19 protein-coding genes are annotated in these 22,144 nt (G+C 54.6%); 3 read left to right on the top strand and 16 right to left on the bottom strand.

Going from position 1 to position 22,144, the window contains the following annotated elements; genetic code table 11:
- Nucleotides 1-2 precede the first annotated feature (2 nt).
- Complete coding sequence (gene ispH / locus B9Z35_RS01260) at nt 3-938, bottom strand: 4-hydroxy-3-methylbut-2-enyl diphosphate reductase (protein WP_108281858.1); 936 nt, start codon at nt 936-938, stop codon at nt 3-5.
- A gap of 6 nt (nt 939-944) precedes the next feature.
- Complete coding sequence (locus B9Z35_RS01255; RefSeq protein WP_108281857.1) at nt 945-1,403, bottom strand: peptidylprolyl isomerase; 459 nt, start codon at nt 1,401-1,403, stop codon at nt 945-947.
- Between the two features lie 64 nt (nt 1,404-1,467).
- Here B9Z35_RS01255 and radC point away from each other — a divergent pair, with 64 nt between their 5' ends.
- Nucleotides 1,468-2,145 (top strand): DNA repair protein RadC, encoded by a 678-nt coding sequence (gene radC, locus B9Z35_RS01250; protein ID WP_108282766.1) that lies wholly within the window; start codon nt 1,468-1,470, stop codon nt 2,143-2,145.
- Nucleotides 2,142-2,783, top strand: a complete 642-nt coding sequence (locus B9Z35_RS01245) for a Smr/MutS family protein (RefSeq protein WP_108281856.1) — start codon at nt 2,142-2,144, stop codon at nt 2,781-2,783. Before radC ends, B9Z35_RS01245 begins: the two co-directional genes overlap by 4 nt.
- A 38-nt stretch (nt 2,784-2,821) precedes the next feature.
- Here B9Z35_RS01245 and B9Z35_RS01240 read toward each other — a convergent pair whose 3' ends face one another.
- The 14 genes from B9Z35_RS01240 to B9Z35_RS01175 all read right to left on the bottom strand — a co-directional run bounded on the left by B9Z35_RS01240 (nt 2,822) and on the right by B9Z35_RS01175 (nt 17,129).
- Nucleotides 2,822-3,229, bottom strand: coding sequence for a group II truncated hemoglobin (locus B9Z35_RS01240; RefSeq protein ID WP_108281855.1), 408 nt, complete (start codon nt 3,227-3,229; stop codon nt 2,822-2,824).
- A gap of 24 nt (nt 3,230-3,253) precedes the next feature.
- Nucleotides 3,254-3,943 carry a DNA alkylation repair protein gene (locus tag B9Z35_RS01235; protein ID WP_108281854.1) on the bottom strand — a complete coding sequence of 230 codons (690 nt, stop codon included), beginning with the start codon at nt 3,941-3,943 and terminating at the stop codon, nt 3,254-3,256.
- 25 nt (nt 3,944-3,968) lie between these two features.
- Complete coding sequence (locus B9Z35_RS01230; protein WP_108281853.1) at nt 3,969-6,548, bottom strand: ABC transporter permease; 2,580 nt, start codon at nt 6,546-6,548, stop codon at nt 3,969-3,971.
- Nucleotides 6,545-7,423 carry a formate dehydrogenase accessory sulfurtransferase FdhD gene (locus B9Z35_RS01225; protein WP_108281852.1) on the bottom strand — a complete coding sequence of 293 codons (879 nt, stop codon included), beginning with the start codon at nt 7,421-7,423 and terminating at the stop codon, nt 6,545-6,547. The genes B9Z35_RS01230 and B9Z35_RS01225 overlap by 4 nt, the downstream gene beginning before the upstream one ends.
- A gap of 72 nt (nt 7,424-7,495) precedes the next feature.
- On the bottom strand, nt 7,496-7,861 hold the full coding sequence (locus B9Z35_RS01220; protein WP_108281851.1) for a hypothetical protein: 366 nt from the start codon (nt 7,859-7,861) through the stop codon (nt 7,496-7,498).
- A 22-nt stretch (nt 7,862-7,883) separates the two neighbouring features.
- Nucleotides 7,884-9,023 (bottom strand): formate dehydrogenase subunit gamma, encoded by a 1,140-nt coding sequence (locus B9Z35_RS01215; RefSeq protein ID WP_108281850.1) that lies wholly within the window; start codon nt 9,021-9,023, stop codon nt 7,884-7,886.
- Nucleotides 9,024-9,038: 15 nt separating this feature from the next.
- Complete coding sequence (locus B9Z35_RS01210) at nt 9,039-9,260, bottom strand: hypothetical protein (protein ID WP_108281849.1); 222 nt, start codon at nt 9,258-9,260, stop codon at nt 9,039-9,041.
- On the bottom strand, nt 9,257-9,886 hold the full coding sequence (fdh3B, locus tag B9Z35_RS01205) for a formate dehydrogenase FDH3 subunit beta (RefSeq protein WP_108281848.1): 630 nt from the start codon (nt 9,884-9,886) through the stop codon (nt 9,257-9,259). The genes B9Z35_RS01210 and fdh3B overlap by 4 nt, the downstream gene beginning before the upstream one ends.
- Nucleotides 9,887-9,896: 10 nt before the next feature.
- Nucleotides 9,897-12,860, bottom strand: a complete 2,964-nt coding sequence (locus B9Z35_RS01200) for a formate dehydrogenase subunit alpha (RefSeq protein WP_108281847.1) — start codon at nt 12,858-12,860, stop codon at nt 9,897-9,899.
- 11 nt (nt 12,861-12,871) lie between these two features.
- Nucleotides 12,872-13,090, bottom strand: a complete 219-nt coding sequence (locus B9Z35_RS01195) for a formate dehydrogenase (RefSeq protein WP_108281846.1) — start codon at nt 13,088-13,090, stop codon at nt 12,872-12,874.
- 189 nt (nt 13,091-13,279) lie between these two features.
- Nucleotides 13,280-13,897: a molecular chaperone gene (locus B9Z35_RS01190; protein ID WP_108281845.1), complete on the bottom strand. Its 618-nt coding sequence runs from the start codon at nt 13,895-13,897 to the stop codon at nt 13,280-13,282.
- 8 nt (nt 13,898-13,905) lie between these two features.
- Nucleotides 13,906-16,005, bottom strand: a complete 2,100-nt coding sequence (locus B9Z35_RS01185) for a 4Fe-4S binding protein (RefSeq protein ID WP_108281844.1) — start codon at nt 16,003-16,005, stop codon at nt 13,906-13,908.
- On the bottom strand, nt 15,932-16,549 hold the full coding sequence (locus tag B9Z35_RS01180) for a DUF3306 domain-containing protein (RefSeq protein ID WP_108281843.1): 618 nt from the start codon (nt 16,547-16,549) through the stop codon (nt 15,932-15,934). Before B9Z35_RS01180 ends, B9Z35_RS01185 begins: the two co-directional genes overlap by 74 nt.
- Nucleotides 16,539-17,129, bottom strand: a complete 591-nt coding sequence (locus B9Z35_RS01175; RefSeq protein ID WP_108282765.1) for a DUF3305 domain-containing protein — start codon at nt 17,127-17,129, stop codon at nt 16,539-16,541. The genes B9Z35_RS01180 and B9Z35_RS01175 overlap by 11 nt, the downstream gene beginning before the upstream one ends.
- Nucleotides 17,130-17,373: 244 nt before the next feature.
- Between B9Z35_RS01175 and B9Z35_RS01170 the strand changes: the two genes are divergently transcribed.
- Nucleotides 17,374-22,143, top strand: a complete 4,770-nt coding sequence (locus B9Z35_RS01170) for a hypothetical protein (protein ID WP_108281842.1) — start codon at nt 17,374-17,376, stop codon at nt 22,141-22,143.
- Nucleotide 22,144 lies beyond the last annotated feature (1 nt).

Raw genomic sequence — 22,144 nt, 5'->3', positions numbered from 1 at the left:
TTTTATTTCAGTCCCTTGGGCAAGGGAAACTTGATGGTTTCTTCCACGCCATCGAGTGTTCGTACAGACACGGCGCCTAAGGCGCGCATGCGGGCAATGACTTGTTGCACCAAGATGTCGGGCGCTGACGCGCCAGCGGTCAGACCCACACGGGTCACGCCCTCGAACCATTCTTCTTTGAGTTCTTCGGCGTTGTCGATCATGTAGCTTTGCGTGCCCGAGCGTTGCGCCACATCGCGCAAACGGTTGCTGTTAGAGCTGGTGGGGCTACCCACCACGATGACCAGCTCTACCTCGTTGCTCAACACCTTCACCGCGTCTTGGCGGTTTTGGGTGGCGTAGCAAATGTCTTGCATCTTGGGTTTACGGATATTGGGGAAACGAGCCACCACAGCCTCTGTGATGTGCGCCGCATCGTCCACGCTGAGCGTGGTTTGCGTGACGACAGCCAAGCGCTCGGTTTGTTTTGGCGTGACATGCGCCACATCGGCCACGTCTTCCACCAAGTAAATGCCGTCCAGCAACTGGCCCATCGTGCCTTCGACTTCGGGGTGGCCTTTGTGGCCAATCATGATGAACTCGAAGCCTTCTTTGTGCAGCTTGGCCACTTCCACATGCACCTTGGTGACCAGCGGACAAGTGGCATCAAACACGGTGAAGCCGCGTCGCGTCGCTTCTTCTTCCACCGCCTTAGGCACACCATGGGCGCTGAACACCAGCGTGGCGCCTGGGGGGACATCAGCCAAGTCTTCGATGAAGATCGCGCCACGGTTTTTGAGGTCGGCCACCACAAACGTGTTGTGCACGATTTCGTGGCGCACATACACAGGCGCGCCAAACTTTTCTAGCGCACGGTCCACGATGTCGATGGCACGGTCCACGCCCGCACAAAAACCACGGGGCTCGGCGAGGACGATTTCTTGCAGGCTATTGCTCATGCTGATTTACAAAATGCCGATGACTTGCACTTCAAACGTCACGGGCTGGTTGGCCAGTGGGTGGTTGAAGTCAAACAGCACTTGGTCGTCAGTGACTTGTTGCACCGCGCCGGCAAACGAGCCTTGGCCGTTGGGCGCGGGGAACTGCACCACATCGCCCACGTTGTATTGCTCATCAGGATCGCCAAATTCTTTGAGCAAGCTCTTGCTCACCCACTGCTGCATGTCGGGGTTGCGCTCACCAAAGGCCAAGCCAGCAGCCAACTCAAACGTGGTGTGCGCGCCTTCTTCGAGCCCCATCAAACGTTGCTCCAAAGCAGGCGACAACTCACCCGAGCCCAGCGAAAGCGTTGCGGGTTTGTCATTGAACGTGTTGATCACGTCGCCTTGCGGTCCCGAAAGCCGATAGTGCAGCGTTAAAAAAGAAGCGGGGCCGATGGTAGGGTGAGCGTTGGATGCAGTCATAGGACTCTCAGTGTTAGACCGCCTATTGTAGAAAGCTCTCGCTATGGACCGAATGCCCGAACCCATGACCATTGCCCAGCTACCCGCCGAGATGCGTCCGCGCGAAAAACTGCTCAAACACGGGGCTTCGGCGCTGACCGACACCGAGCTGCTGGCCTTGTTCCTGCGCACCGGCATCAAAGGCAAAAGCGTCTTTGTGATGGCCCAAGAGCTGCTGGACCGCTTCAAGGGCTTTGCTGGCCTCATCCACGCCAGTGCGGCTGAGCTGAAAACCTTCAAAGGCATGGGCGGCGACGCCAAACGCTCGCAGCTGGTGGCGGTGCTCGAGATGGCCCGCCGCGCCCTGACCCAACAATTAACTGAAACCACGGTGATGAATTCGCCCAATGCGGTGAAACAATACCTGCAGCTTGAACTGGCCCAACTCAAACACGAGGTATTTGCAGTTTTGTTTCTTGACGCCCACAACCGCCTGCTGTCGTACCAGCCCATGTTTCGCGGCTCGCTGTCGCAAACCATGGTCTACCCACGCGAAGTGGCCAAGACCGCCCTCGCCTTGGGCGCGGACGGCGTGGTACTTGCCCACAACCATCCGGGCGGCACGGTCAAACCTTCACAAGCCGACATGAAACTCACCCGCACCCTGCAAGAAGCCTTGGCACTCATTGACGTGACCGTGCGCGACCACATCATCGTGGCGCAAGGCAAGTATTTGTCGATGGCCGAAGAGGGGCTGCTGTGAAAGCCAAATCACTGCAAGACTTGGGCGCGATTCGCAAGCAAGTGAATGACGCGGCTCTAGCCGCTGCTGCGGCCGAAGAAGCACGCAAAGAGGCCGCACGCCGCGCCGAGGCAGAGCGCAACTTATTCACCAGCACCATTGGCAACGTCAAACCCATTGCCGCCAAAGACCGCGTGTTCATCACACCACCCCGCCCTGCGGCGCGCCCCTTGCAACAAGACCTAGACGATCAAGCAGCTCTGAGCGAAAGCATGAGCGACGAGTTTGATGTGAGCACCTTGCTCGATGTGGACGATCAGCTCAGCTTCAGACGCCCTGGCATCGGGACCGACGTGACACGCAAACTGCGCAAAGGCGAATGGGCCATGCAAGGCCAACTCGACCTGCACGGTTATCGCAGCGATGAAGCCCGCGAAGCGCTAGGCCAATTTGTGCGCGACGCCAAACGCATGGGCTGGCGATGCGTGCGCGTGGTGCACGGCAAAGGCTTGGGCTCGCCCGGCAAAGAGCCTGTGCTCAAAAGCAAAGTGCAGCGCTGGTTGGTGCAGAAAAACGAAGTCTTGGCTTTTGTGCAGGCCAAGCCTTCGGATGGGGGTGCGGGGGCGTTGGTGGTGTTGCTGGGGCCTAGCAATATCTAACAGGTCACAGCGCAGACTGTGTCCGAAGTCTGCGAGGTTTATGCGCCGCCTTTGTTGCGCATCCAATCCGCCGTTTGGAAAAAACTGGCTTTCAAACGTGTACGCAATTCTTCAGGCACACCCGTCTCGCCCATCGCTTGGTCCATGCACGCCACCCACTGGTCGCGTTCTTTGATACCGATGGAGAACGGCATGTGGCGCATACGCAAACGCGGGTGGCCGTGTTTTTCAATGTAGTAGGCAGGCCCGCCCAACCAGCCACACAAGAACATGAACAGGCGTTCACGCGCGTTGGCCAGCTCTGGGCCATGGGCTTGACGCAGCTCTAGGTAGCCTGGCTCCAAATCCATCAAATCGTAAAAACGGTCGACTAAGAGTTGCACGCGCGGCTCGCCGCCTATCCATTCAAACGGGGTATCAAAAGGTGGTTTTTCTTCGATTTGCATAAGGTTGATTGTCGCGCCAATGAATCACGGCAAGGTCAAGTGTTTGGCAGCTTCGCGCACCGTCAGGCCCGACAAGCGTGCGCGGTGTTGCACCAAAAATTCCGTCACGGTTTGCGAGTTCCAGCGTGCGTAGTCGCGCAGTGCCCAACCGATGGCTTTACGAATGAAAAATTCTTTCTCATCTGCCAGTTGTGTTGCATAGCCAAACAAGCGCGTGGTGTCGGTGTCCAAGCGCCAGCCCAGCTGGTGCAACATTGCCGAGCGGCGCACCCAATGGCTGGGGTGTTTGAGCCACACGTCCATCGTGACGGCTGCATTGGGCTTTTGCTGCACCGCTGCATGCATGACCTCGGCAATGACGGCACTCAGGCCATCCACGGTTTCCCACCAAGCGTCTCGCAGCAGCAATGCCTGCAATGCGGGTAGGTCTTTCACGTTTAACTGGGCGCTTTGTTGGCGCAGTAAATCCACAGCGGTGTAGCGGTATTCACGCTCGGGCTTTTGCCACAGTAGTTCGGCGGCGGCCAACAAATCAGCTGAGCTTTGCCACTTCACTTTGCCAATTGCTTTGACCGCTGCACGGCGCACGGGCGCGGCCAATCCTAAGAACTCAAATTGGTTGAGCAGATAGGCTTTCATGCCTTGGGCCTTGGCTTCATCAGCCAAGGGGATCAAAGCATGTTCAACGGCATGGACAAACTGCTTTGGCGTCATCTTGCTCTACAAGCTTCTAGGCGATTCAAGATGCTTGGCGCAAGGTTTGCACCACAGGGCGGCGCAGCACATCGCGCAAGCCCCACCAGCCTGCCGCCAACGCAAGCAACGCACCCACCACTGCGCCCAACAAAGGCACCCACGGGCTGGCCGTCCATTCAAACTCAAACGCAAATCGGGCCAAGCCCCAGCCCATCAGCATGGCCACACCAGTGGCCAGCAAACCGGCCAGTGCGCCAATGCCTGCCAACTCGGCGCGTTGCACATTTGCCAGCAGTTGGTTGGATGCACCGAGGGCACGCAGCACCGCGTATTCACGCGCACGCTCTTCACGCGTGGCCGTCACTGCGGCAAACAACACGACAAGGCCTGCCGCCAAAGTGAACAAGAACAAAAACTCCACCGCACTCACCACTTGGCCGAGCACGCTTTGCACTTGGTTCAAGGTTGCACCCATGTCCACGCTGGTGACGTTGGGGAAACGGTTGATGAGTTGGTTGTCAAAGTTGGGCGTAGGCTGATTGGTTTCAGCAGCCGTGACACGCTGCGGCGCACGAAACGCGACAATGTACGTGGTGGGCACATTAAACCCCGCACCCGTGGTCAAACGACTGACGGGATACATCACAAAGAAGTTGGCACGCATGGATGTCCAGTCCACACGCCGCACTGAAGTAATGCGTGCTTCGTGCAACACACCCGCCATGTCAAAGCGCAGCTTGTCGCCCATCTTGAGCTTCAAGGTTTTGGCAATGCCTTCTTCGATGCTCAAGCCATCGACTTCTTCGGCTTGCCACGCACCCGCAACCACGGTGTTGTGCTCAGGCTTGTCGGCACTGAACGAGACGTTGAACTCGCGGTCTACCAATCTCTGGGCACGTTCTTCGGTGTAGCTATCAGGCGTGACGATCAGGTCGTTCACGGCTACCAAACGCGCACGCACCATCGGGTACCAATCGAGCTTGGTCACACCTGCTTCGCGCAAGGTTTGTAAAAACGACTCTGACTGAGATGGCTGGATATTCAAAACAAAACGGTTGGGTGCATCCACCGGCGTGGCATTGCGCCAGCTGCTGATCAGATCAGTGCGCAGCAACACCAGCAAGGCCAAGGCCAGCAAGCCCACCGCGAGAGAACTCACCTGCACCATGGCATACACAGGGCGCGCGCTGATTTGACGCGTGGCCAGCATCAACCAGGGGGGCGCAGCACCCTCGACAACACTGCGACGCAATACAAACACCGCCAACCAAGCCATGCCAGCAAACAACATCACCGCACCAGCAAATCCACCCACCACCATGAGGCCAAGTTTCAAATCACGGCTAACGGCAATCAGCAACACCGCAAAACCTGTGAGTCCTAAGGCCCACACACTGAGTGTGGTGGCTTTGAGTTCGCCCACATCGCGGCGCATCACGCGCAGCGCTGGCACGCTGGCCAACTGCAACACGGGTGGCAAACCAAACGCGAGCAGCAACGTTAGGCCCGTACCTAGGCCATACACCACCGGCCACACGCTGGGCGCAGGCAAAGCCGTTTCGACCAAGCCTTTGAGCAAAGCGACGAACACCAAGTGCACGCCATAGCCCAAGGCCAAACCCAACACGCTGGCAAAGCTGCCCACCCACACAAACTCAGCGGTGTAAGACAAGGCAATGTGGCGTTGGCTCAAGCCCAACACGCGCAACATGGCACAGTCATCCAAATGTCGTGCGGCAAAGGCTCGGGCCGCCAAGGCCACAGCTACAGCACTGAGCAAGGCGGCTAGCAGTGCCACGAGGTTTAAGAACTTGCCCGCACGGTCCAAGGTTTGGCGCATCTCTGGGCGGCCCGCTTCGAGCGACTCCACACGCACGCCACGCACCTCTGGCTTTTTACTCTCTGCTTCGGCCCATGCCAAAAAGTTTTTCGTGGCGTTATCAGCGCCAACCACTGCATAGCGCCACGTCACACGACTGGCAGGTTGAATCAGGGCGGTAGCTTCTAGATCAGCACTGTTCATCAACACACGTGGTGCGAAGTTCATGAAGCCAGCACCACGGTCGGGCTCATTCACCAACACGCGGCTGATGCGCAAACGGCTGTTGCCGAGCAACACGCTGTCGCCCACATCAAGACCCAAGGCTTCTAAGCCGCCCGCTTCTATCCACACTTCACCCATGGGAGGAATGAGCGTGGTTTTTTCTGCCACATTTGCCTGCGCCAATCTGCTGGCAACTTTGAGTTCGCCACGCAAGGGGTAGCCTGACTCCACGGCTTTGAGCGCTACCAAACGGCTACTACTCTGCGCACCGTTTTGCGCTTGTCCACGCGCCATGGTCGGAAAGCTCAAGGTAGTGACACCTTGCAAGCCGTCTTCTTTGGCGCGTTGCATGATGTGTGCAGGCGTGGCTTGATCACTCACCACCACCACATCACCGCCGAGCAATTGACGTGCATCGCGTTGCAAACCACCGTTCAAACGATCAGCCAAAAAGCTGACCGAACTGAGGGCTGCCACGCCCAATGCAACAGCCACCACCAGCAAGCGCAGCTCGCCCGCGCGGGCGTCACGCCACAGCGTGCGCCATGCCTGCGACCACCATGTCACGCCTGCGCTCATATGCCAGCCACCTTCTGCACACCACCCACGGCCAGCGATGGATCGAGCTGCATGCGTTCAGGTGATGTGTAACAAAGAAAGTGTTTGTTCGTCGCACGGCCAATCGTGCACAGCTGCAAACGTGTGGCCACGTCGTAGCCCATTTGCGTGATGCCGCTGCGCGACACCACCACGGCCACGCCCATTTGCGCAGACTTCATCACCATCTCGCTGGTCAAGCGACCAGTGGTGTAAAAAATCGAATCAGCATTGGCCTTCACGTTATTCATCCACATCCATCCTGCGATGGTGTCGATGGCGTTGTGGCGGCCTACATCTTCTACAAAGATTTGCATTTGTTCGCCGCTGAACAGCGCACAGCCATGCACCGAGCCAGCAGACTTGTAGGTGGTTTCTTGCAAGCGAATGGCATTGAGCACCGCATACAAACGTGCTTGACTGATGCGAGCATCGGGCAATGCCAAGGTGTCAATCTCAGCCATCAAATCACCAAACACACTGCCCTGCCCGCAACCTGTGGTGACCACGCGCTTTTCGGTGCGTGCCGCAATGTCGGCAATGCCGTGACGAGTTTTGACTGCCGCCACACCTGCGCCATCTTCGCCTGCATCCCAGTCCACCGTGATGGATTCAACCTCGCTCACATCACCCACCAAACGTTGGTTGCGCAAATAGCCCAACACCAACAACTCGGGGTGTGCGCCCAAGGTCATGAGGGTGACGATTTCGCGTTTGTCTACATACACCGTCAGTGCCCGCTCGGCGGGAATGGACACTTGCTCGCGCACACCGTGCTCATTGACCACGTCGATGTGGCGGGTCAGTTCGGCTTGGGCTTGGGTGAGGTGCGGCAGCACAGAAGAATCTAAGGACATAAGCTGAGTAGGCTACAACAAAAAGGGCCGCCACCTTTCGGCGCGGCCCAATGAACAGCGAGGCTGTGTGGATTACTTTTTAGCCGGTGCTGCAGGTGCGGCAGCTTTTGCTGGGGCGGCAGCCACAGCGGGAGCAGATGCAGCGGCAGCTGGTGCAGAAGCTGCAGCCTCTGGTGGTGTGTAAACAAACTTGCCAGGGTCAGCGCAAGGTGGCGTAGCCTCAGGCTTGCCTGCTTTGGCTTTGTTGGTCTTTTGCACGTAGGCTGCAACTTTGTCTTGTGACTTGCACAGCAAGTAGGCATCAGCCTTAGCTGTGTGAGCAGTTTTCGCTTTGGCTTCGTCAGCTTTGGCTTTGGCTTCGTCGCTGAGCGGGGGCAGTTTGGCAAAGGCCGTGGCGCTAGCTGCGGCCAAGATCATTGCTAAGAGTGCTTTGTTCATTGTTGTTCTCCTGTTCAACGCATCAAACGTGCGCTGTGGTGCCCGAAGCTTCTTCGGAGCGGTGGGCTGGAATCTTGCCGGCTTTGATGTCGTCGTGCCAAAGTTCGTGGTGCTCTTTGGCCCAAGTCTCATCCACATAGCCGGTTTGCATGGCTTTGTAAGCGCCTTCCATGCCGATGGTGCCCATGTAGATGTGGCCCATGAACATAACCATCATCAAAACAGTGGCCACTGCGTGAATCATGTGTGCCATTTGCATGGTGCCGCGTTCGTACACGAGGAATGGAATGATTTTGTCGAGCACGAAGCCAGACGCCACCACGACCAAACCCAAGCCAAACACACCCGCCCAAAACACGACTTTTTCGCCCGCGTTGAAACGGTGCGAAGGCACTTCTTGGCCACTGAGCAAGCCGGCGCCTTTGAGAATCCAAGTGATGTCTTCTTTGCTCGGCAAGTTGTCTTTCACGAACGTCACAAACACGATGGTCAGCGACACAGCGAAGAGCGGGCCTGCAAAGTTGTGCGCGTTTTTCAGCAAGTAAGTGATCCAACCAAACAGCGTGTCACCAATGATGGGTTGAATGAAAAACTTACCAAAGGCCATGGTGAGGCCAGACAAGGCCAACACGACAAACGCACCCGCATTGGCCCAGTGGGCTGAGCGTTCAAACGGTGTGAAGCGTTCGATCTCCACGCCTGTGGGCTTGCCATGCAGCATGATCATGCCCTTGCGCCAGTAGAACAAGGCAATCGCGCCGAAGACGATCAACAGCAAAGATCCACCATAAGGGATGATCCAGTTGTTGCGCACTTGACGCCACGCTTCACCACCGTTGGTCAGGCGCGAACCTGGGTATTGCACGAAGGGTTGAATGAGCACGCCAGCTTCAGGGGCTTGTGACTTGGGCAGGCTGCTGTAGCCTTCCACGCCTTTGCCCACATCGCGCCACATGGGTGCGTTGTTGCCAGGTTGGACCTTGCCACGTTCGCCGTTGGTTTGCTCGGCGTAGCCGGGAGAGTCGCTGGCGTCAGGCTTGACGTCTTGAATGTTGACGCTTTTGACAGCTGGGGCTGCCGCAGGCGCTTTGTCTTGCGCGACAGCCGACAGTGCAAACACCGTCAACGCTGCACACAACACCGATTGAAAAGAGCGGTACATGATGTGCCCCTTGGTTTACGGTGCGCGACTGTGGTCGTTCATGCCGTACTGGCCGCGAGCGCGCAGGTGTTGCTCCCAGCTGTTTTTGTCGCCAGCTGTCCAGCCGGGCTGGACAAAGTGGTTTTCAGCGCCGCTGAAAGCGGTGGCGTCTTTTTTGGTGCCGAGGTTTTGAGCCTTTTCACCGCAAGCGGTGAGTGCTGCCACGCTTAGCATGATGAGTGACATGCGTTTCATCATTTCTTCACTCCTTCGACTTTGGCAGGCGCTTGGCCGGCTTGCTTAGAGCCGTAAGCCGTGCCCCAACCCCACACTTCAGCACCCTTGTTGCGTTTGACCACGCGGTTGCGGAAGATGTCGGCCACCACATCGCCGTCACCGGCGAGCAAGGCTTTGGTCGAGCACATTTCGGCACACGCAGGCAGTTTGCCTTCGGCCAAACGGTTGCGACCGTATTTTTCAAACTCAGCTTCGCTGCCGTTGGCTTCAGGGCCACCGGCGCAGAAGGTGCACTTGTCCATCTTGCCGCGCACACCGAAGGTGCCTTGGCTTGGGAACTGAGGTGCACCAAATGGGCAAGCGTATGAGCAGTAGCCGCAGCCAATGCAAATGTCTTTGTCATGCAAGACCACGCCTTCGTCGGTCTTGTAGAAGCAGTTCACAGGGCAAACTGCCATACAAGGCGCGTCGGAACAATGCATACACGCGACAGAGATCGACTTCTCGCCGGGAACGCCGTCGTTCAGAGTGACCACACGGCGACGGTTCACACCCCATGGGACTTCGTGTTCGTTTTTACAAGCGGTGACGCAACCGTTGCACTCGATGCAACGCTCAGCGTCACAGATAAATTTCATGCGTGCCATTTAATTCTCCTTAGGCGCGTTCGATGTCGCAAACGGTGGTTTTGGTTTCTTGCATCATGGTGACGCTGTCATAACCATACGTGGTGGCCGTGTTGACCGCCTCACCGCGCACGATGGGCGCAGCACCTTTGGGGTAGTACTTGAGCATGTCTTCACCTTGCCAGCGGCCAGAGAAGTGGAAGGGCATCCAAACGGTGCCTGTGTCCACACGCTCTGTCACCAAGGCTTGCACATTCAAGCGTGCGCCGGTGGGGCTCTTCAACCACACACGCTCGCCGTTGCGAATGCCACGGTCTGCTGCGGTCTTGGGGTTGATTTCCACAAACGCTTCTTGTTGCAACTCGGCCAACCATGGGTTGGAACGGGTCTCTTCGCCGCCGCCCTCGTACTCGACCAAACGGCCAGAGGTAAGGATGAGTGGGAACTTCTCGTGCACTTTATCGGCGATGTTTTTGTCTTGCACGGTTTTGTACAAGGTGGGCAGACGCCAGAACGCTTTTTTGTCAGCGTGCGTGGGGTACTTCTCCATCAAGTCAGGACGTGTGCCATACAAAGGCTCGCGGTGTTGTGGGATGGGATCTGGGAAGTTCCACACCACCGCACGCGCTTTGGCGTTGCCAAATGGATGGCAACCGTGGTTTTGCATGAACACACGCATCATGCCGCCGGAGTTGTCGGTCTTCCAATTCTTGCCTTCGGCCAATGCTTTTTCAGCATCGGTGAGTTCGTTCCACCAGCCGAGTTTCTTGAGCAAGACGTGGTCGAGTTCGGGGTAGCCCGTGGTGATGTCAGCGCCTTTGGAGTGCGAGCCATCTTCAGCCAACAGGTTTTTACCTTCACGCTCCACACCAAAGTTGGCGCGGAAGTTACCGCCGCCATCCATGACGTGCTTCGAGGTGTCGTACAAGTTGGGGGAGCCTGGGTGCTTGAGTTCGGGCGTGCCGTAGCAAGGCCATGGCAAGCCGAAGTAGTCGCCGCCAAAGTCGTAACCAGTTTCTTTGTCTTTACCGCCCTTGGACTTGAGGGTCTTGACGTCAAACAAATGCATATTGCGCATGTGCGCTTTCAAGCGCTCTGGGCTTTGGCCGGTATAGCCAATGGTCCACACCGACTTGTTGATTTCGCGCAAGATGTCTTCGACCATGGGTTCGTCCATGCCTTTGACTTTTTGCAGCTTGTAGTTCTTGACCAGCTCTGGACCGAAGCCGAGTTTTTGCGCCAACTGATACATGATCATGTGGTCGGAACGGCTTTCCCACAATGGCTCAATGACCTTCTCACGCCATTGCAACGAACGATTCGAAGCAGTGCATGAGCCGCTGGTTTCAAACTGTGTCGCAGCGGGCAACAGGTACACCGCACGGTTAGGGTTGAGGTCTTCGGCTTTGCCGGGCATGGCGGCCATGGCAGCTGTGGCCGATGGATAAGGATCGACCACCACCAACAAGTCCAGCTTGTCCATGGCGCGCTTCATTTCCAAACCACGGGTTTGTGAGTTGGGTGCATGGCCCCAATAGAACACGGCCTTGAGGTTGCTGTCTTGGTCGATGAGGTCGTTCTTTTCCAACACGCCATCAATCCAGCGTGACACGGTCATGCCGGGCTTGCTCATCATGCCGGGGTTGGCGAAGCGGCCTTTGAGCCAATCAAATTCCACGCCCCATGCTTTGGCAAAGTGTTTCCACGCACCTTCAACAATGCCGTAATAGCCAGGCAATGAGTCGGGGTTAGGGCCAACGTCGGTGGCGCCTTGCACGTTGTCGTGGCCACGGAAGATGTTGGTACCGCCACCGGATTTACCGATGTTGCCCAAGGCCAATTGCAAGATGCAAGAGGCACGCACGATGGCGTTGCCAATGGTGTGCTGTGTTTGGCCCATACACCAGACGATAGTGCCGGGGTTGTTCTCATGAAGCATGGTTGCAACTTTGAGCAGCTGGTCAGGGGTCACGCCACAGACTTCTTCCACCTTCTCGGGTGTCCACTTGTCCATGACCTCTTCTTTGACCTTGTCCATGCCGAACACGCGGTCGTTGATGTACTTTTTGTCTTCCCAACCATTCTTGAAAATGATGTGCAAGAGACCAAATAAGAAGGCAATGTCAGAGCCAGAGCGAATGCGCACGTACTCGTCAGCCTTGGCTGCTGTACGTGTGAAACGTGGATCGACCACGATCATCTTGCAGCCGTTTTCTTTGGCGTGCAGCATGTGCAACATGGACACTGGGTGCGCTTCAGCCGCGTTCGAACCGATGTACATCGCGACCTTGCTGTTTTGCATGTCGTTGTACGAATTGGTCATCGCACCGTAACCCCAAGTGTTCGACACACCCGCCACGGTGGTGGAGTGACAGATACGGGCTTGGTGGTCGCAGTTGTTGCTACCGAAGTAGCTCACAAACTTGCGCAGCAAATAAGACTGTTCGTTGTTGTGCTTGGATGAACCAATCCAGTACACGCTGTCTGGGCCTGATGTTTTGCGCAGCTCAAGCAGCTTGGCACTGATTTCATCCAAGGCCGTATCCCAGCTGATGCGCTCGTACTTGCCGTTGACCAACTTCATGGGGTAACGCAAACGGAACTCACCGTGGCCGTGCTCACGCAGGGCAGCACCTTTGGCGCAATGCGCGCCGAGGTTGATGGGGGAATCAAATACGGCTTCTTGGCGCACCCAAACGCCGTTTTCAACTACGGCGTCTACAGCACAGCCCACAGAGCAGTGGGTACACACAGTGCGTTTAACTTCGATCTTGCCAGCGCCATTGCTGACCATTGAGCCTGAGGCATTTGCCTTTTTAACGAGGCTCAGCTGTGTAGCAGCCAAACCCACGCCAATGCCCAAACCTGAGCGGCGCAAAAAGCCACGACGGTCGAGGGTTGGCAAAGCTTGTGACAAGCCACGTTGCAAGCGGCCTACGAAGGCAGAGCTGCCAGAGACCTTGGCGGCCGAATCGGATTTACGGGTCAACAACATGTGAGGCTCCTTCAGACGCGCGTGGTCTGGTAGTAACGCTTGACGTGTTCGCTCAAGCTGTAGCCGCCGCCGTTTTCAGGCGCGGGAGGAAGTTTGTTCAATTCAGCAGAGGGGGTGCTGATGCCGGGCAGCGTGGTCACAGCAGCAGCGGCAGCGCCTGCGGCGGCGGCACCCATAAAAAAGCCACGGCGCGATGGGGTCGCTTGATCCTGGGGTTGTTCTTTTTGCATTGTTAGCTCCTCGTTGGATGTGCTTATGCACAACTTTGCATACTGTACCAATGATGTAGGTTTGTCTAGTACGTAGTTACGTCAAGAACCCCCAAAACTGACTCAAGTTTCGTAATTAAAAAAGCCTCTTTGTCACCTAGGCGTCTCGCATAGAACTCAAAAAAAACAAACGAGGCATGCCAAGTGCGTTCAAGCCAGCATGTCAAAGCCTTGCGCTTCGACACTGACAAATGCACGAGTCAAGTCGGCCAACGCGGCGTAAAAACGCGCACGAGGTGTGGCTTGCAAGGCATCGCAAAACGCAGGCACCCAGGTTTGCACATGAGCGGCAAAAAACTTGGCTTGCTGTGTCAGGTTGGACACTGACACATCATCGCCTGCCACCAAAAAGCGCATGACCTCAAATACATAAGACACATGGTCTTCGGTTTCAGACATGGTGGTGTCGTCGCGTCCTAAGCCCAGCTCAGTCAAGTCGGTGCGCAATTGCGCCAAGGGCTTTTCATTCAAGAAGCCAGTCAAAAAGTGTGAGGCATACACGTATACCTCTGGCTTGCCCACACCACCAAACAAGGTGTGGTGTTCGTTTTGGATGCTGTTGTCATCCATCTCGCGGGCCACACCCACCAGCTGACGCCAAGGCTCTTCGAGAAAGCCGCCCGAGGTCGGGGCATCGGTGGCGGCCACGCGCAGTTGCGCCAACAACTCGGGGCGTGCAGGTGCGTAGAACAGCTCAGAAATCAAACCATACAGCTCGGCGCGTGCGGTTTCTTCGTCAAGGGCAGAGGACAGGTGAAGGTCGGTCATACAGGTACTTAGGAAATTTTTTGCTCGTCGCCAGCAGAGTAAATGTCAATCACGCGGCAGTCACCACACATCTTCAGGCGCTGTAAGGCCTCGCCTTGGAACATCGAGTGGCCTGCCAATTTGCCAATCATGGCCTCGATGCCTTTGAGCGTGCCAAAGGGTTTGCCGCAACGCACGCAGCCATAAGGCTGGGTTTCGTTGAGCACACGCACTTCTTTGCGCTGGGGCGTGAGCAACAAACGCGGCACTAGGTTGAGCGCTTTCTCGGGGCAGGTGCTGACGCACAAACCGCACTGCACGCAGTTCTTTTCAAAGAAGCGTAGCTGTGGGGCAGCTTGGTTGTCTTGCAGCGCGTTGGCGGGGCAGGCGCTGACACAGCTCATGCACAAGGTGCAGCTGTCTTTATTGACTTCCACCGAGCCAAACGGCGAACCATCTTTGGGCAAGGCCAAGGCTTCGGGAGCCGCAGCAATTTTCAAGACCGGCGCATGCTCCAGCAAATGGTCAATCACCATGCTGAGCGTGCTGCGCTTGTCCGCCATCACGGCAAACGTGGCAGCCGGCACAGTGGTGCTGAAGCGTTGCTTGCCGGTGGTGAGGCGTTGCAGCTCAACATCGAGTTCCATGGCTTGTGTGGCGTGCACCAACTGCACAGGCATGTGGCCTGCCTTGGCATAGCCCAAACCTTCAAGCATGGCTTGCGCTTGCGCCATTTGCGCTTGCAAGCCGTCCGCATATTGCGGCGCTTCTTCGGCGGTGTTGAGCACCAGCACTTGAGCTGCACCATAAGCCAAGGCGGTGAGCCACACATCCAAACCAAGGCTGGCGGTGTGCCACAACGACACGGGAATCACATGCGCGGGCAAACCTTTGGCCACTTTAAGTTGAGCCGCACGGCCCAGCTCATTGACCAAAGCTTGGCCCGCATCTTGGCTGTGCAGCAAGATGACCGCGTCTTTGCCGCCTGCTTTTTGGTATGTGTTCAGCAGCGTCTTGAGCTTCGCACCCTGTTCGCTGGCACGCGGGTAGGCGTAGGTCAGCGCACCGGTCGGGCACACCGTGGTGCACGCACCGCAGCCCACACACAGGTTAGGGTTGACCTTGATTTGTTGGCGCGACTTGTCCGAGCTAACAGCCTCGGCCGAGCAAATGTCCACGCAGGCGTTGCAGCCTACTTTTTCGTTGCGGCTGTGTGCGCACAACTTTTGTTTGTAGTCAAAGAATTTGGGCTTTTCAAACTCGCCCACCAACTCGCGCAAGCGCAGCAAGTTGGCTGCAGTGGCGCCACGGAAATAACCTTGAGGCAATGCGTGGCGCGTGAAAGCGCTTTGCTCGCGCAGGTCAAGCACGAGGTCGAACTCTGCTGTTTCTTCTTGCGCTTCACGCTGGAAGTTGATCGCACCCACCGCACCGCACGCTGTGACGCAGTCGCGGTGCGAGCTGCACTTGCTCATGTCAATTTGGTAGTCCAGACCAATCGCTTGCTCAGGGCAGGCGGCCACGCAGGCATTGCAACGTGTGCACAAGTCCAAGTCGATGGGGTTGTTGTTTTGCCAAGTCAGCTTGAATGCGCCCAACCAACCATCCACACGCACCACTTGGCCACCCAGCACGGGGTAGGTGCGGCTTTGTGCGCCGCCAGCCTCGCCTGCGCCTTGGGTGAAGATCGTCACATTCAGCGTATCAGCCAACAAAGCTGCAGCTTTTTCAGCTTCGTCCATCTGGCCCATGATCAACAAGCGCCCTGCACTCTTGAACGTGACCGTGGGCACTGGCTCGGGCTCTGGCAAATGTACAGCGGCTAGTAGCGCGGCGATTTTGGGTGAGGCGTTTTTGGCATCACTGCTCCAACCACCGGTCTCACGGATGTTGACGAATTTAATGACCGATGTTTTAGCTTGCGCCTCCACAGCCAAGTCGCCAAACAAGCGTTGTTCTTGGGTGCAAGCCACCACCACATCGTCTGCGCCTTGCACAGCTTGCAGAAAAGCGCCGGCCTCACGACGGCACAGTGCAGTGTGCAGCGTGAGGTTTTCAGACAGGCTTTGGCTCAGTGCCTTGGGGTCTAACGGTTGGGTCTGGTTGCAGTCGCAAATCAGCGTGGTCATGCGTAGTGGGCTCGGTGTTGGAATTGTTTTCAGCAGGGACGGACTGTGCCATGACTTTGGTTTCTTCGATTTCAGGTTTGTCGCCCATGTTGAAATCATTGGACGCTACCTGCTCGTCATCGAACAAATTCAAGGTTTTGGCGCTGCTCATTTGACGCAGCATAGCCATGGGCAATGGATCGGGCAAACCGTAATCGTCGATGTAGACATCCATGCGATCCATCACATTGAAATGAGGGTCTGCAAACAGCTTTTTCATGGCGGCATTTTTCACCTCCGGGGCTACACCGCGGGCCATGAAACCTTTGAAGTCTGACTCTGGCGTGAGTTGCTGTGCATCCACCAAGGTAGGGGATGGCAGTGGCGTTGCTTCTTGGCTTGCAGCGGACTCAGGTACAGCGAGCTGGGCCGCCATTGGCGCGGGTTTGCCTGACGCGGCCTCAAGGACCGGCTTGGGCTCGTCTAACGGTCTGCCCTCGCGCACATCCACCTTACGGCGTGACCAACGGCTTAAAAAGCCATCGGATCCGTGATCACTCGCCATGATTACCCCCTTGCTTGGGGCCGCCACCGCGAAACTTCCCTGTGCTCACAGAGGCTGGATTGCCGAAACGGTCTTGCAAAGGCTGGAAACTGTCGGGGCGCTTGCGTCGTTTGGCTTCGACCACCAAGTGCTCATCCGTGAATTCGCTCATCCATGCCACCACCTCGACAGGCGCTGGCACTTGGTCTACGTTTTCTTGAGCGTCTAGCCAACGACCTGCATCGTGATAGCTCAGGCTCACCATGACAGGCACAGCCATTACTTCATCGCCGATGCTCGGCTCTTCCTCCATGCGCCACAGCACAAACCAACACGGCGCAGGTGATGTGGCGTTGAGGTAATAGCCCTCGGCATCGTCTTTGAACAACTCCACCGTGAAGCCGGGATGCAACCAAATTTGTTCGTCGCCGGTTTGGCGAAGGCAGCGAGGCGTTGTGCCGAAATGCGCCTTGTGGGGAACTAACTCATGTCCAGTCACATCGTGTAAAACCCAACGCCAAGGCTGCCATTGGCTCATAGCACCCGGCACACGCTCTCGACGCATGACGACGGCAACTTGGAAATTAGGGCGCTGATTCATAGCCATGATGGTAGCGAGCTCATCCAAACATGCGCCCATCAGGGTAATTGACTAGCACCAAGCGACTCATAGAGAAAAGTTAATTTAGCCCACAAGGTTTAACTTATTAAATTAAAAAATTATTTTCGCAAAAACACTAAAGATTTTCAGTTTCGTGCCGATCAGTAAGACGCTTGCTAATTTAAGTAGAAAAGCGCGTGAATGAAATCACTCGCAGCACACAACTCATAACCAAAGGTTTGCCATGTCCTCGATCAACAACATCACACTCTCAGGAACCACTGCTACGACTGCGGCAGCAGCTACTGTTGTTGATTTCAGCAAACTAGACGCAACAAGCATCAAATCGCTCAGCACGACTATTTTCAGCACTTTGACTGCAGCAAATGCGGCCAAATTGACAACAGATGCCATCTCTGGGGCTACAACAGCTCAACTCGCTGCCATCACCTCCACTGTATTTGCAACACTCAGTACAGATCAGATAGCTAGTTTATCGGCCACACAGCTGAGTTCTTTAGCGGTTCCGAAAATTCAGGCGCTTACCACCAAACAAATTCAGGCACTGGATGCGTCAACACAAATTAACGCATTCACTGCCACACAGATAGCATCGTTCACATCCACGCAAGTTGCTAAATTAACGGAAGACCAAATTGGTGGGCTGAAAAACAGTCAGATGGTGGCACTGACACAGTTGCAAATTTCTGCATTTACGACAAGCCAAGTTGCCGCGCTTTCCTCGTCGCAAATTTCAAGCCTCAGCGCGACTCAAATTACGTCATTCAGCACTGCAGATATCAAAGCGCTCCACGATGACCAAGTGAGCGGGCTAACTGGGGCCCAGCTTGCGACTTTTTCGACGCAGCAGGTGTCTGCATTGTTCGCTCTAGATTCGTTGGGCTTAACGTCACTGCAAGTCAAAAACATTTCAGCCAAAGCGTTGGCTACATTGAGTACCGACAGCTTGGCTAAGTTGAGCGACAAAAACATCACCGACTTGAGCAGCACACAAGTCAAAGCACTGACGCTGGACCAACTCGAAGGCTTAACCGAAGACAACTTCAAAGCCATCGAAAGCGTCGATTTAGCAGCAATTGCTGCAACCACAATTGGTGGATTGTCGACATCCAAAATCAATTTACTCAGCAGCACACAGGTGAGCGCGCTGACTGTTTCTCAATTCAAGGCTTTGGATACCAACCAAGTTAGCAATCTGAGTGAAGATGGCATCAAAGGGTTGAGTTCAAGCCAAATCGCTGCGCTGACCACGAACCATGTGAACAATTTGCAAGCAACGCAAATTGCGGCCTTGAGCACCAAGCAAATTCAAGCTTTGAGCACAGCAGCCATCAACAATTTAAATATTGATGTACTGCAAAGCTTAGATACGTCTACGATTTCTGTTTTCACATCATCACAAGTGCGTGCTCTGAGTAGCACTCAGCTAAACGCCCTGAACAATGACCAAATTCAAGCAATTGAAACTGCAGACTTGGCCCAGCTGACAACAGCTGCAGTTAACAATCTTGACTCCACGCATGTGAGCTACCTGTCTAGCTCTCAAATTAAAGCGCTCACATCCACACAGCTAAAAGCACTCTCTACAACACAGCTACAGAACATCAGTCAAGACAGCATCAAAGGCCTTGACACCAAACAAGTCGCCAGCTTAACCACAAGCTTAGTCCAAGCTTTGACATTGGACCAACTGTCTGTCTTGAGCAGCGCACAAATTGGAGCTATCTCTACACGAGCTATATCTGTCATTGATGGCGCTTTACTGGGTCAACTCGACAACTCAGCCATCAAAGCACTCACAACCGCGCAATTCCGCGCTCTGACCACATCACAACTCAATAACTTGAGCGAAGAACAAGTCAAAGCTATTGAAACAACTGACCTCGCACAAATCAGCACAGCCACGCTGAGCCAGTTAAACACCACGCAAATCAATGATCTGACGAGCTCACAAATTGCGGCACTGAGCACAAGTCAATTAAAGGCACTGACACCATCACAAATCGGTGCAATTTCTGAAGAGGCCATGGTGGGTCTCTCTAGCAAACAGTTTGCAGCGTTTACGGCCACAAATCTTGAAGGTTTTTCGGCTGATCAATTTTTAGCCTTGAACAGCACACAGCTGGCAGGCATCAGCACTGCTGCCATTGCTGGGTTAAGCACATCTAAATTCAGCTCACTAGAAGGCTCAGTCATTGCTGCGCTATCCACCGCGCAAGTCCATGCCCTGCAAGCTAAGCAACTGAATGCGCTCAATGAAGAGCAACTGCAAGCGATCGAAACGCAAGATTTCGCAGCGCTAACCACATCTGCAATTTCAGATTTGACAACCACTAAATTGCAATTACTCTCAACAGCGCAGATCAATGCACTGACAACAACTCAAACCAAAGCCTTGGGCACAGCCCAAATTTCAGCCTTGCTTGATGAAGAAATCAGCAGCCTATCAAACTCCTCCATTGCCAAGCTGTCATCCACACAAGCTCGCGCGCTCAAAGTGGGTCAACTGTCGTTGCTCAGTACAGATCAAATTCAAGCATTCAGCACTGCGGCGATCAACGGATTGGCTACTGACAAGTTGAAACAGCTCGACGAAAGCTTTATCACCGCTTTAACTACCGCACAAGTTGCAAAACTGAGCTCCACCCAACTTGAAAACCTGACTTCCACGCAACTGCGCGCCATCTCGACAGATGACATTCAAGTGATTTCCGCCAGCACACTGGGAAGTTTGAGTTCAACCGTGTTCGCAACACTGTCTTCAGATCAAGTCAGCGCTTTGACGGCAGCGCAAGTGAAACTATTGACAACGGCGCAATTGGCCAATCTTTCTGACGAAGAAATTCCTGCACTTTCGGCCACGGCAATTGCCACGCTGTCATCCACCCAAGTCAACAGCCTCACAACCGCCGAGCTTGATCAACTCACAACCGATCAAATTCAAGCAATCAGCAAGAAAAATATTGCCGCGCTAGATACAACCAAGTTCGGCAGCCTAAATACGGACTTAATTCAGGCTTTAACAACAACCCAAGTCAATGCTTTGACTTCATCGCTCATCCAAAAGCTGAACTCCTCACAAGTTCAAGCCATTGAAACAGATGACATTGCCGCCCTGAACAACATCGCCCTAGGCGCGTTCGATACGACGCAACTGTCTCAACTGAGTTCAGATCAGTTTGCTGCAATTGGCGCAACCCAAGTCAAAGCTTTGACAACGAATCAAGTTACATACTTGACCACCACTGCCGCCAATGGCCTCACAGGTGAAGTATTTGGCTTGCTCAACGGCGATCAAGTGAAAGCGCTCAGCACAAAAGTCTTAGGCGCATTAGGGACCGAAGAAGTTGCGTCATTCACTAGCAAGCAAATTGCTTCTGTCTCTACCGACCAAATTTCAAAAATTAATGCATCTAGTTTTGGAAAGCTGAAAGACGAAGTTTTGGCAAAAATTAGCCAGAATCAGCTTGATCAAATCACTGTGGATCAATGGACGGCACTGAACGCGGATCAGCAAACAAAAATCACAACGAATGGTAGGACCAAAACGTTCTCCTCAACTGCGCTGAACAATGCATCTACCGCTGGATTGCAAAAAATTAGTACCACCATGATTGCAGTGCTTTCCACTGCAGCTTTGGCAGGCCTTGATACAACACACATTCAAGCTTTGACAACTGCGCAAGTCAGATCTTTAACAGTAGATCAATTGAATACGCTAAGCACTACAAACACAGCCAACTTTAATGCTATCGAAACTGCTGATATTGCAGCCATCTCAACGACCAACATCAACGGGCTTAATACCGCTGCTCTAGCAGCGCTTTCAACAGCTCAAATAGTTGCACTCACCTACAACCAAGTCGCCAGCTTGAGCTCGGCATCGCTCAACACGCTCAGCACAACTCGACCAGCCAACCTGAGTGCGATCGAGACAGGTGATATTGCAGCCATCTCAACGACCAACATCAACGGGCTAAATACCGCCGCTCTAGCAGCGCTTTCAACAGCTCAAGTAGTCGCACTGACTTCCAACCAAGTGAGCAGCCTTAGTTTGCCTGCGTTGAATGCACTCAGCACTACAAACACAGCCAACTTTAATGCTATCGAAACTGCTGATATTGCAGCCATCTCAACGACCAACATCAACGGGCTTAATACCGCTGCTCTAGCAGCGCTTTCAACAGCTCAAGTAGTCGCACTGACTTCCAACCAAATTGCCAGCTTGAGCTCGGCATCGCTCAATACACTCAGCACGACAAATCCAGCAAACCTCAGAGCGATCGAGACAGGTGATATTGCAGTCATCTCAACCACCATCATCAACGGCCTTTATACCGCTGCTCTAGCAGCGCTTTCAACAGCTCAAGTAGTCGCACTGACTTCCAACCAAGTGAGCAGCCTTAGTTTGCCTGCGTTGAATGCACTCAGCACTACAAACACAGCCAACTTTAATGCTATCGAAACTGCTGATATTGCAGCCATCTCAACGACCAACATCAACGGGCTTAATACCGCTGCTCTAGCAGCGCTTTCAACAGCTCAAGTAGTCGCACTGACTTCCAACCAAATCGCCAGCTTGAGCTCGGCATCGCTCAATACACTCAGCACGACAAATCCAGCAAACCTCAGAGCGATCGAGACAGGTGATATTGCAGTCATCTCAACCACCATCATCAACGGCCTTAATACCGCTGCTCTAGCAGCGCTCGCAACAGCACAAGTTGCAGCCTTGACTACCGCTCAGGTCACAGCCCTCACAAGTTCACAACTCAATAATTTGACGACAACCAACTTGCGTGCGATCGAAACACAAGATATATCTGCAATCACGACAGATACATTCAAAGTGATAAGTACCGCACAACTGAAAGCATTGACTAGCGATCAAGTGGCCGCATTAACTACAGCTCAAGTACACAGCTTGTTTGTGGACACAACCCAGTCTGCAGCTCTGACGGTAACTCTCGGCTGGTCTAGAGACATCGCCTAAA

The organism is Limnohabitans sp. Jir61, from assembly GCF_003063545.1.
Lineage (GTDB): Bacteria > Pseudomonadota > Gammaproteobacteria > Burkholderiales > Burkholderiaceae_C > Limnohabitans.
This window is presented reverse-complemented; position numbering and strand designations above follow the sequence as displayed.

What these genes read in the sequence shown, in the direction of transcription:
- ispH (WP_108281858.1), bottom strand. Translation starts at nt 938, where the DNA reads ATGAGCAATAGCCTGCAAGAAATCGTCCTCGCCGAGCCCCGTGGTTTT.
- B9Z35_RS01255 (WP_108281857.1), bottom strand. Translation starts at nt 1,403, where the DNA reads ATGACTGCATCCAACGCTCACCCTACCATCGGCCCCGCTTCTTTTTTA.
- radC (WP_108282766.1), top strand. Translation starts at nt 1,468, where the DNA reads ATGACCATTGCCCAGCTACCCGCCGAGATGCGTCCGCGCGAAAAACTG.
- B9Z35_RS01240 (WP_108281855.1), bottom strand. Translation starts at nt 3,229, where the DNA reads ATGCAAATCGAAGAAAAACCACCTTTTGATACCCCGTTTGAATGGATA.
- B9Z35_RS01235 (WP_108281854.1), bottom strand. Translation starts at nt 3,943, where the DNA reads ATGACGCCAAAGCAGTTTGTCCATGCCGTTGAACATGCTTTGATCCCC.
- B9Z35_RS01230 (WP_108281853.1), bottom strand. Translation starts at nt 6,548, where the DNA reads ATGAGCGCAGGCGTGACATGGTGGTCGCAGGCATGGCGCACGCTGTGG.
- B9Z35_RS01225 (WP_108281852.1), bottom strand. Translation starts at nt 7,423, where the DNA reads ATGTCCTTAGATTCTTCTGTGCTGCCGCACCTCACCCAAGCCCAAGCC.
- B9Z35_RS01220 (WP_108281851.1), bottom strand. Translation starts at nt 7,861, where the DNA reads ATGAACAAAGCACTCTTAGCAATGATCTTGGCCGCAGCTAGCGCCACG.
- B9Z35_RS01215 (WP_108281850.1), bottom strand. Translation starts at nt 9,023, where the DNA reads ATGTACCGCTCTTTTCAATCGGTGTTGTGTGCAGCGTTGACGGTGTTT.
- B9Z35_RS01210 (WP_108281849.1), bottom strand. Translation starts at nt 9,260, where the DNA reads ATGATGAAACGCATGTCACTCATCATGCTAAGCGTGGCAGCACTCACC.
- fdh3B (WP_108281848.1), bottom strand. Translation starts at nt 9,886, where the DNA reads ATGGCACGCATGAAATTTATCTGTGACGCTGAGCGTTGCATCGAGTGC.
- B9Z35_RS01200 (WP_108281847.1), bottom strand. Translation starts at nt 12,860, where the DNA reads ATGTTGTTGACCCGTAAATCCGATTCGGCCGCCAAGGTCTCTGGCAGC.
- B9Z35_RS01195 (WP_108281846.1), bottom strand. Translation starts at nt 13,090, where the DNA reads ATGCAAAAAGAACAACCCCAGGATCAAGCGACCCCATCGCGCCGTGGC.
- B9Z35_RS01190 (WP_108281845.1), bottom strand. Translation starts at nt 13,897, where the DNA reads ATGACCGACCTTCACCTGTCCTCTGCCCTTGACGAAGAAACCGCACGC.
- B9Z35_RS01185 (WP_108281844.1), bottom strand. Translation starts at nt 16,005, where the DNA reads ATGACCACGCTGATTTGCGACTGCAACCAGACCCAACCGTTAGACCCC.
- B9Z35_RS01180 (WP_108281843.1), bottom strand. Translation starts at nt 16,549, where the DNA reads ATGGCGAGTGATCACGGATCCGATGGCTTTTTAAGCCGTTGGTCACGC.
- B9Z35_RS01175 (WP_108282765.1), bottom strand. Translation starts at nt 17,129, where the DNA reads ATGAATCAGCGCCCTAATTTCCAAGTTGCCGTCGTCATGCGTCGAGAG.
- B9Z35_RS01170 (WP_108281842.1), top strand. Translation starts at nt 17,374, where the DNA reads ATGTCCTCGATCAACAACATCACACTCTCAGGAACCACTGCTACGACT.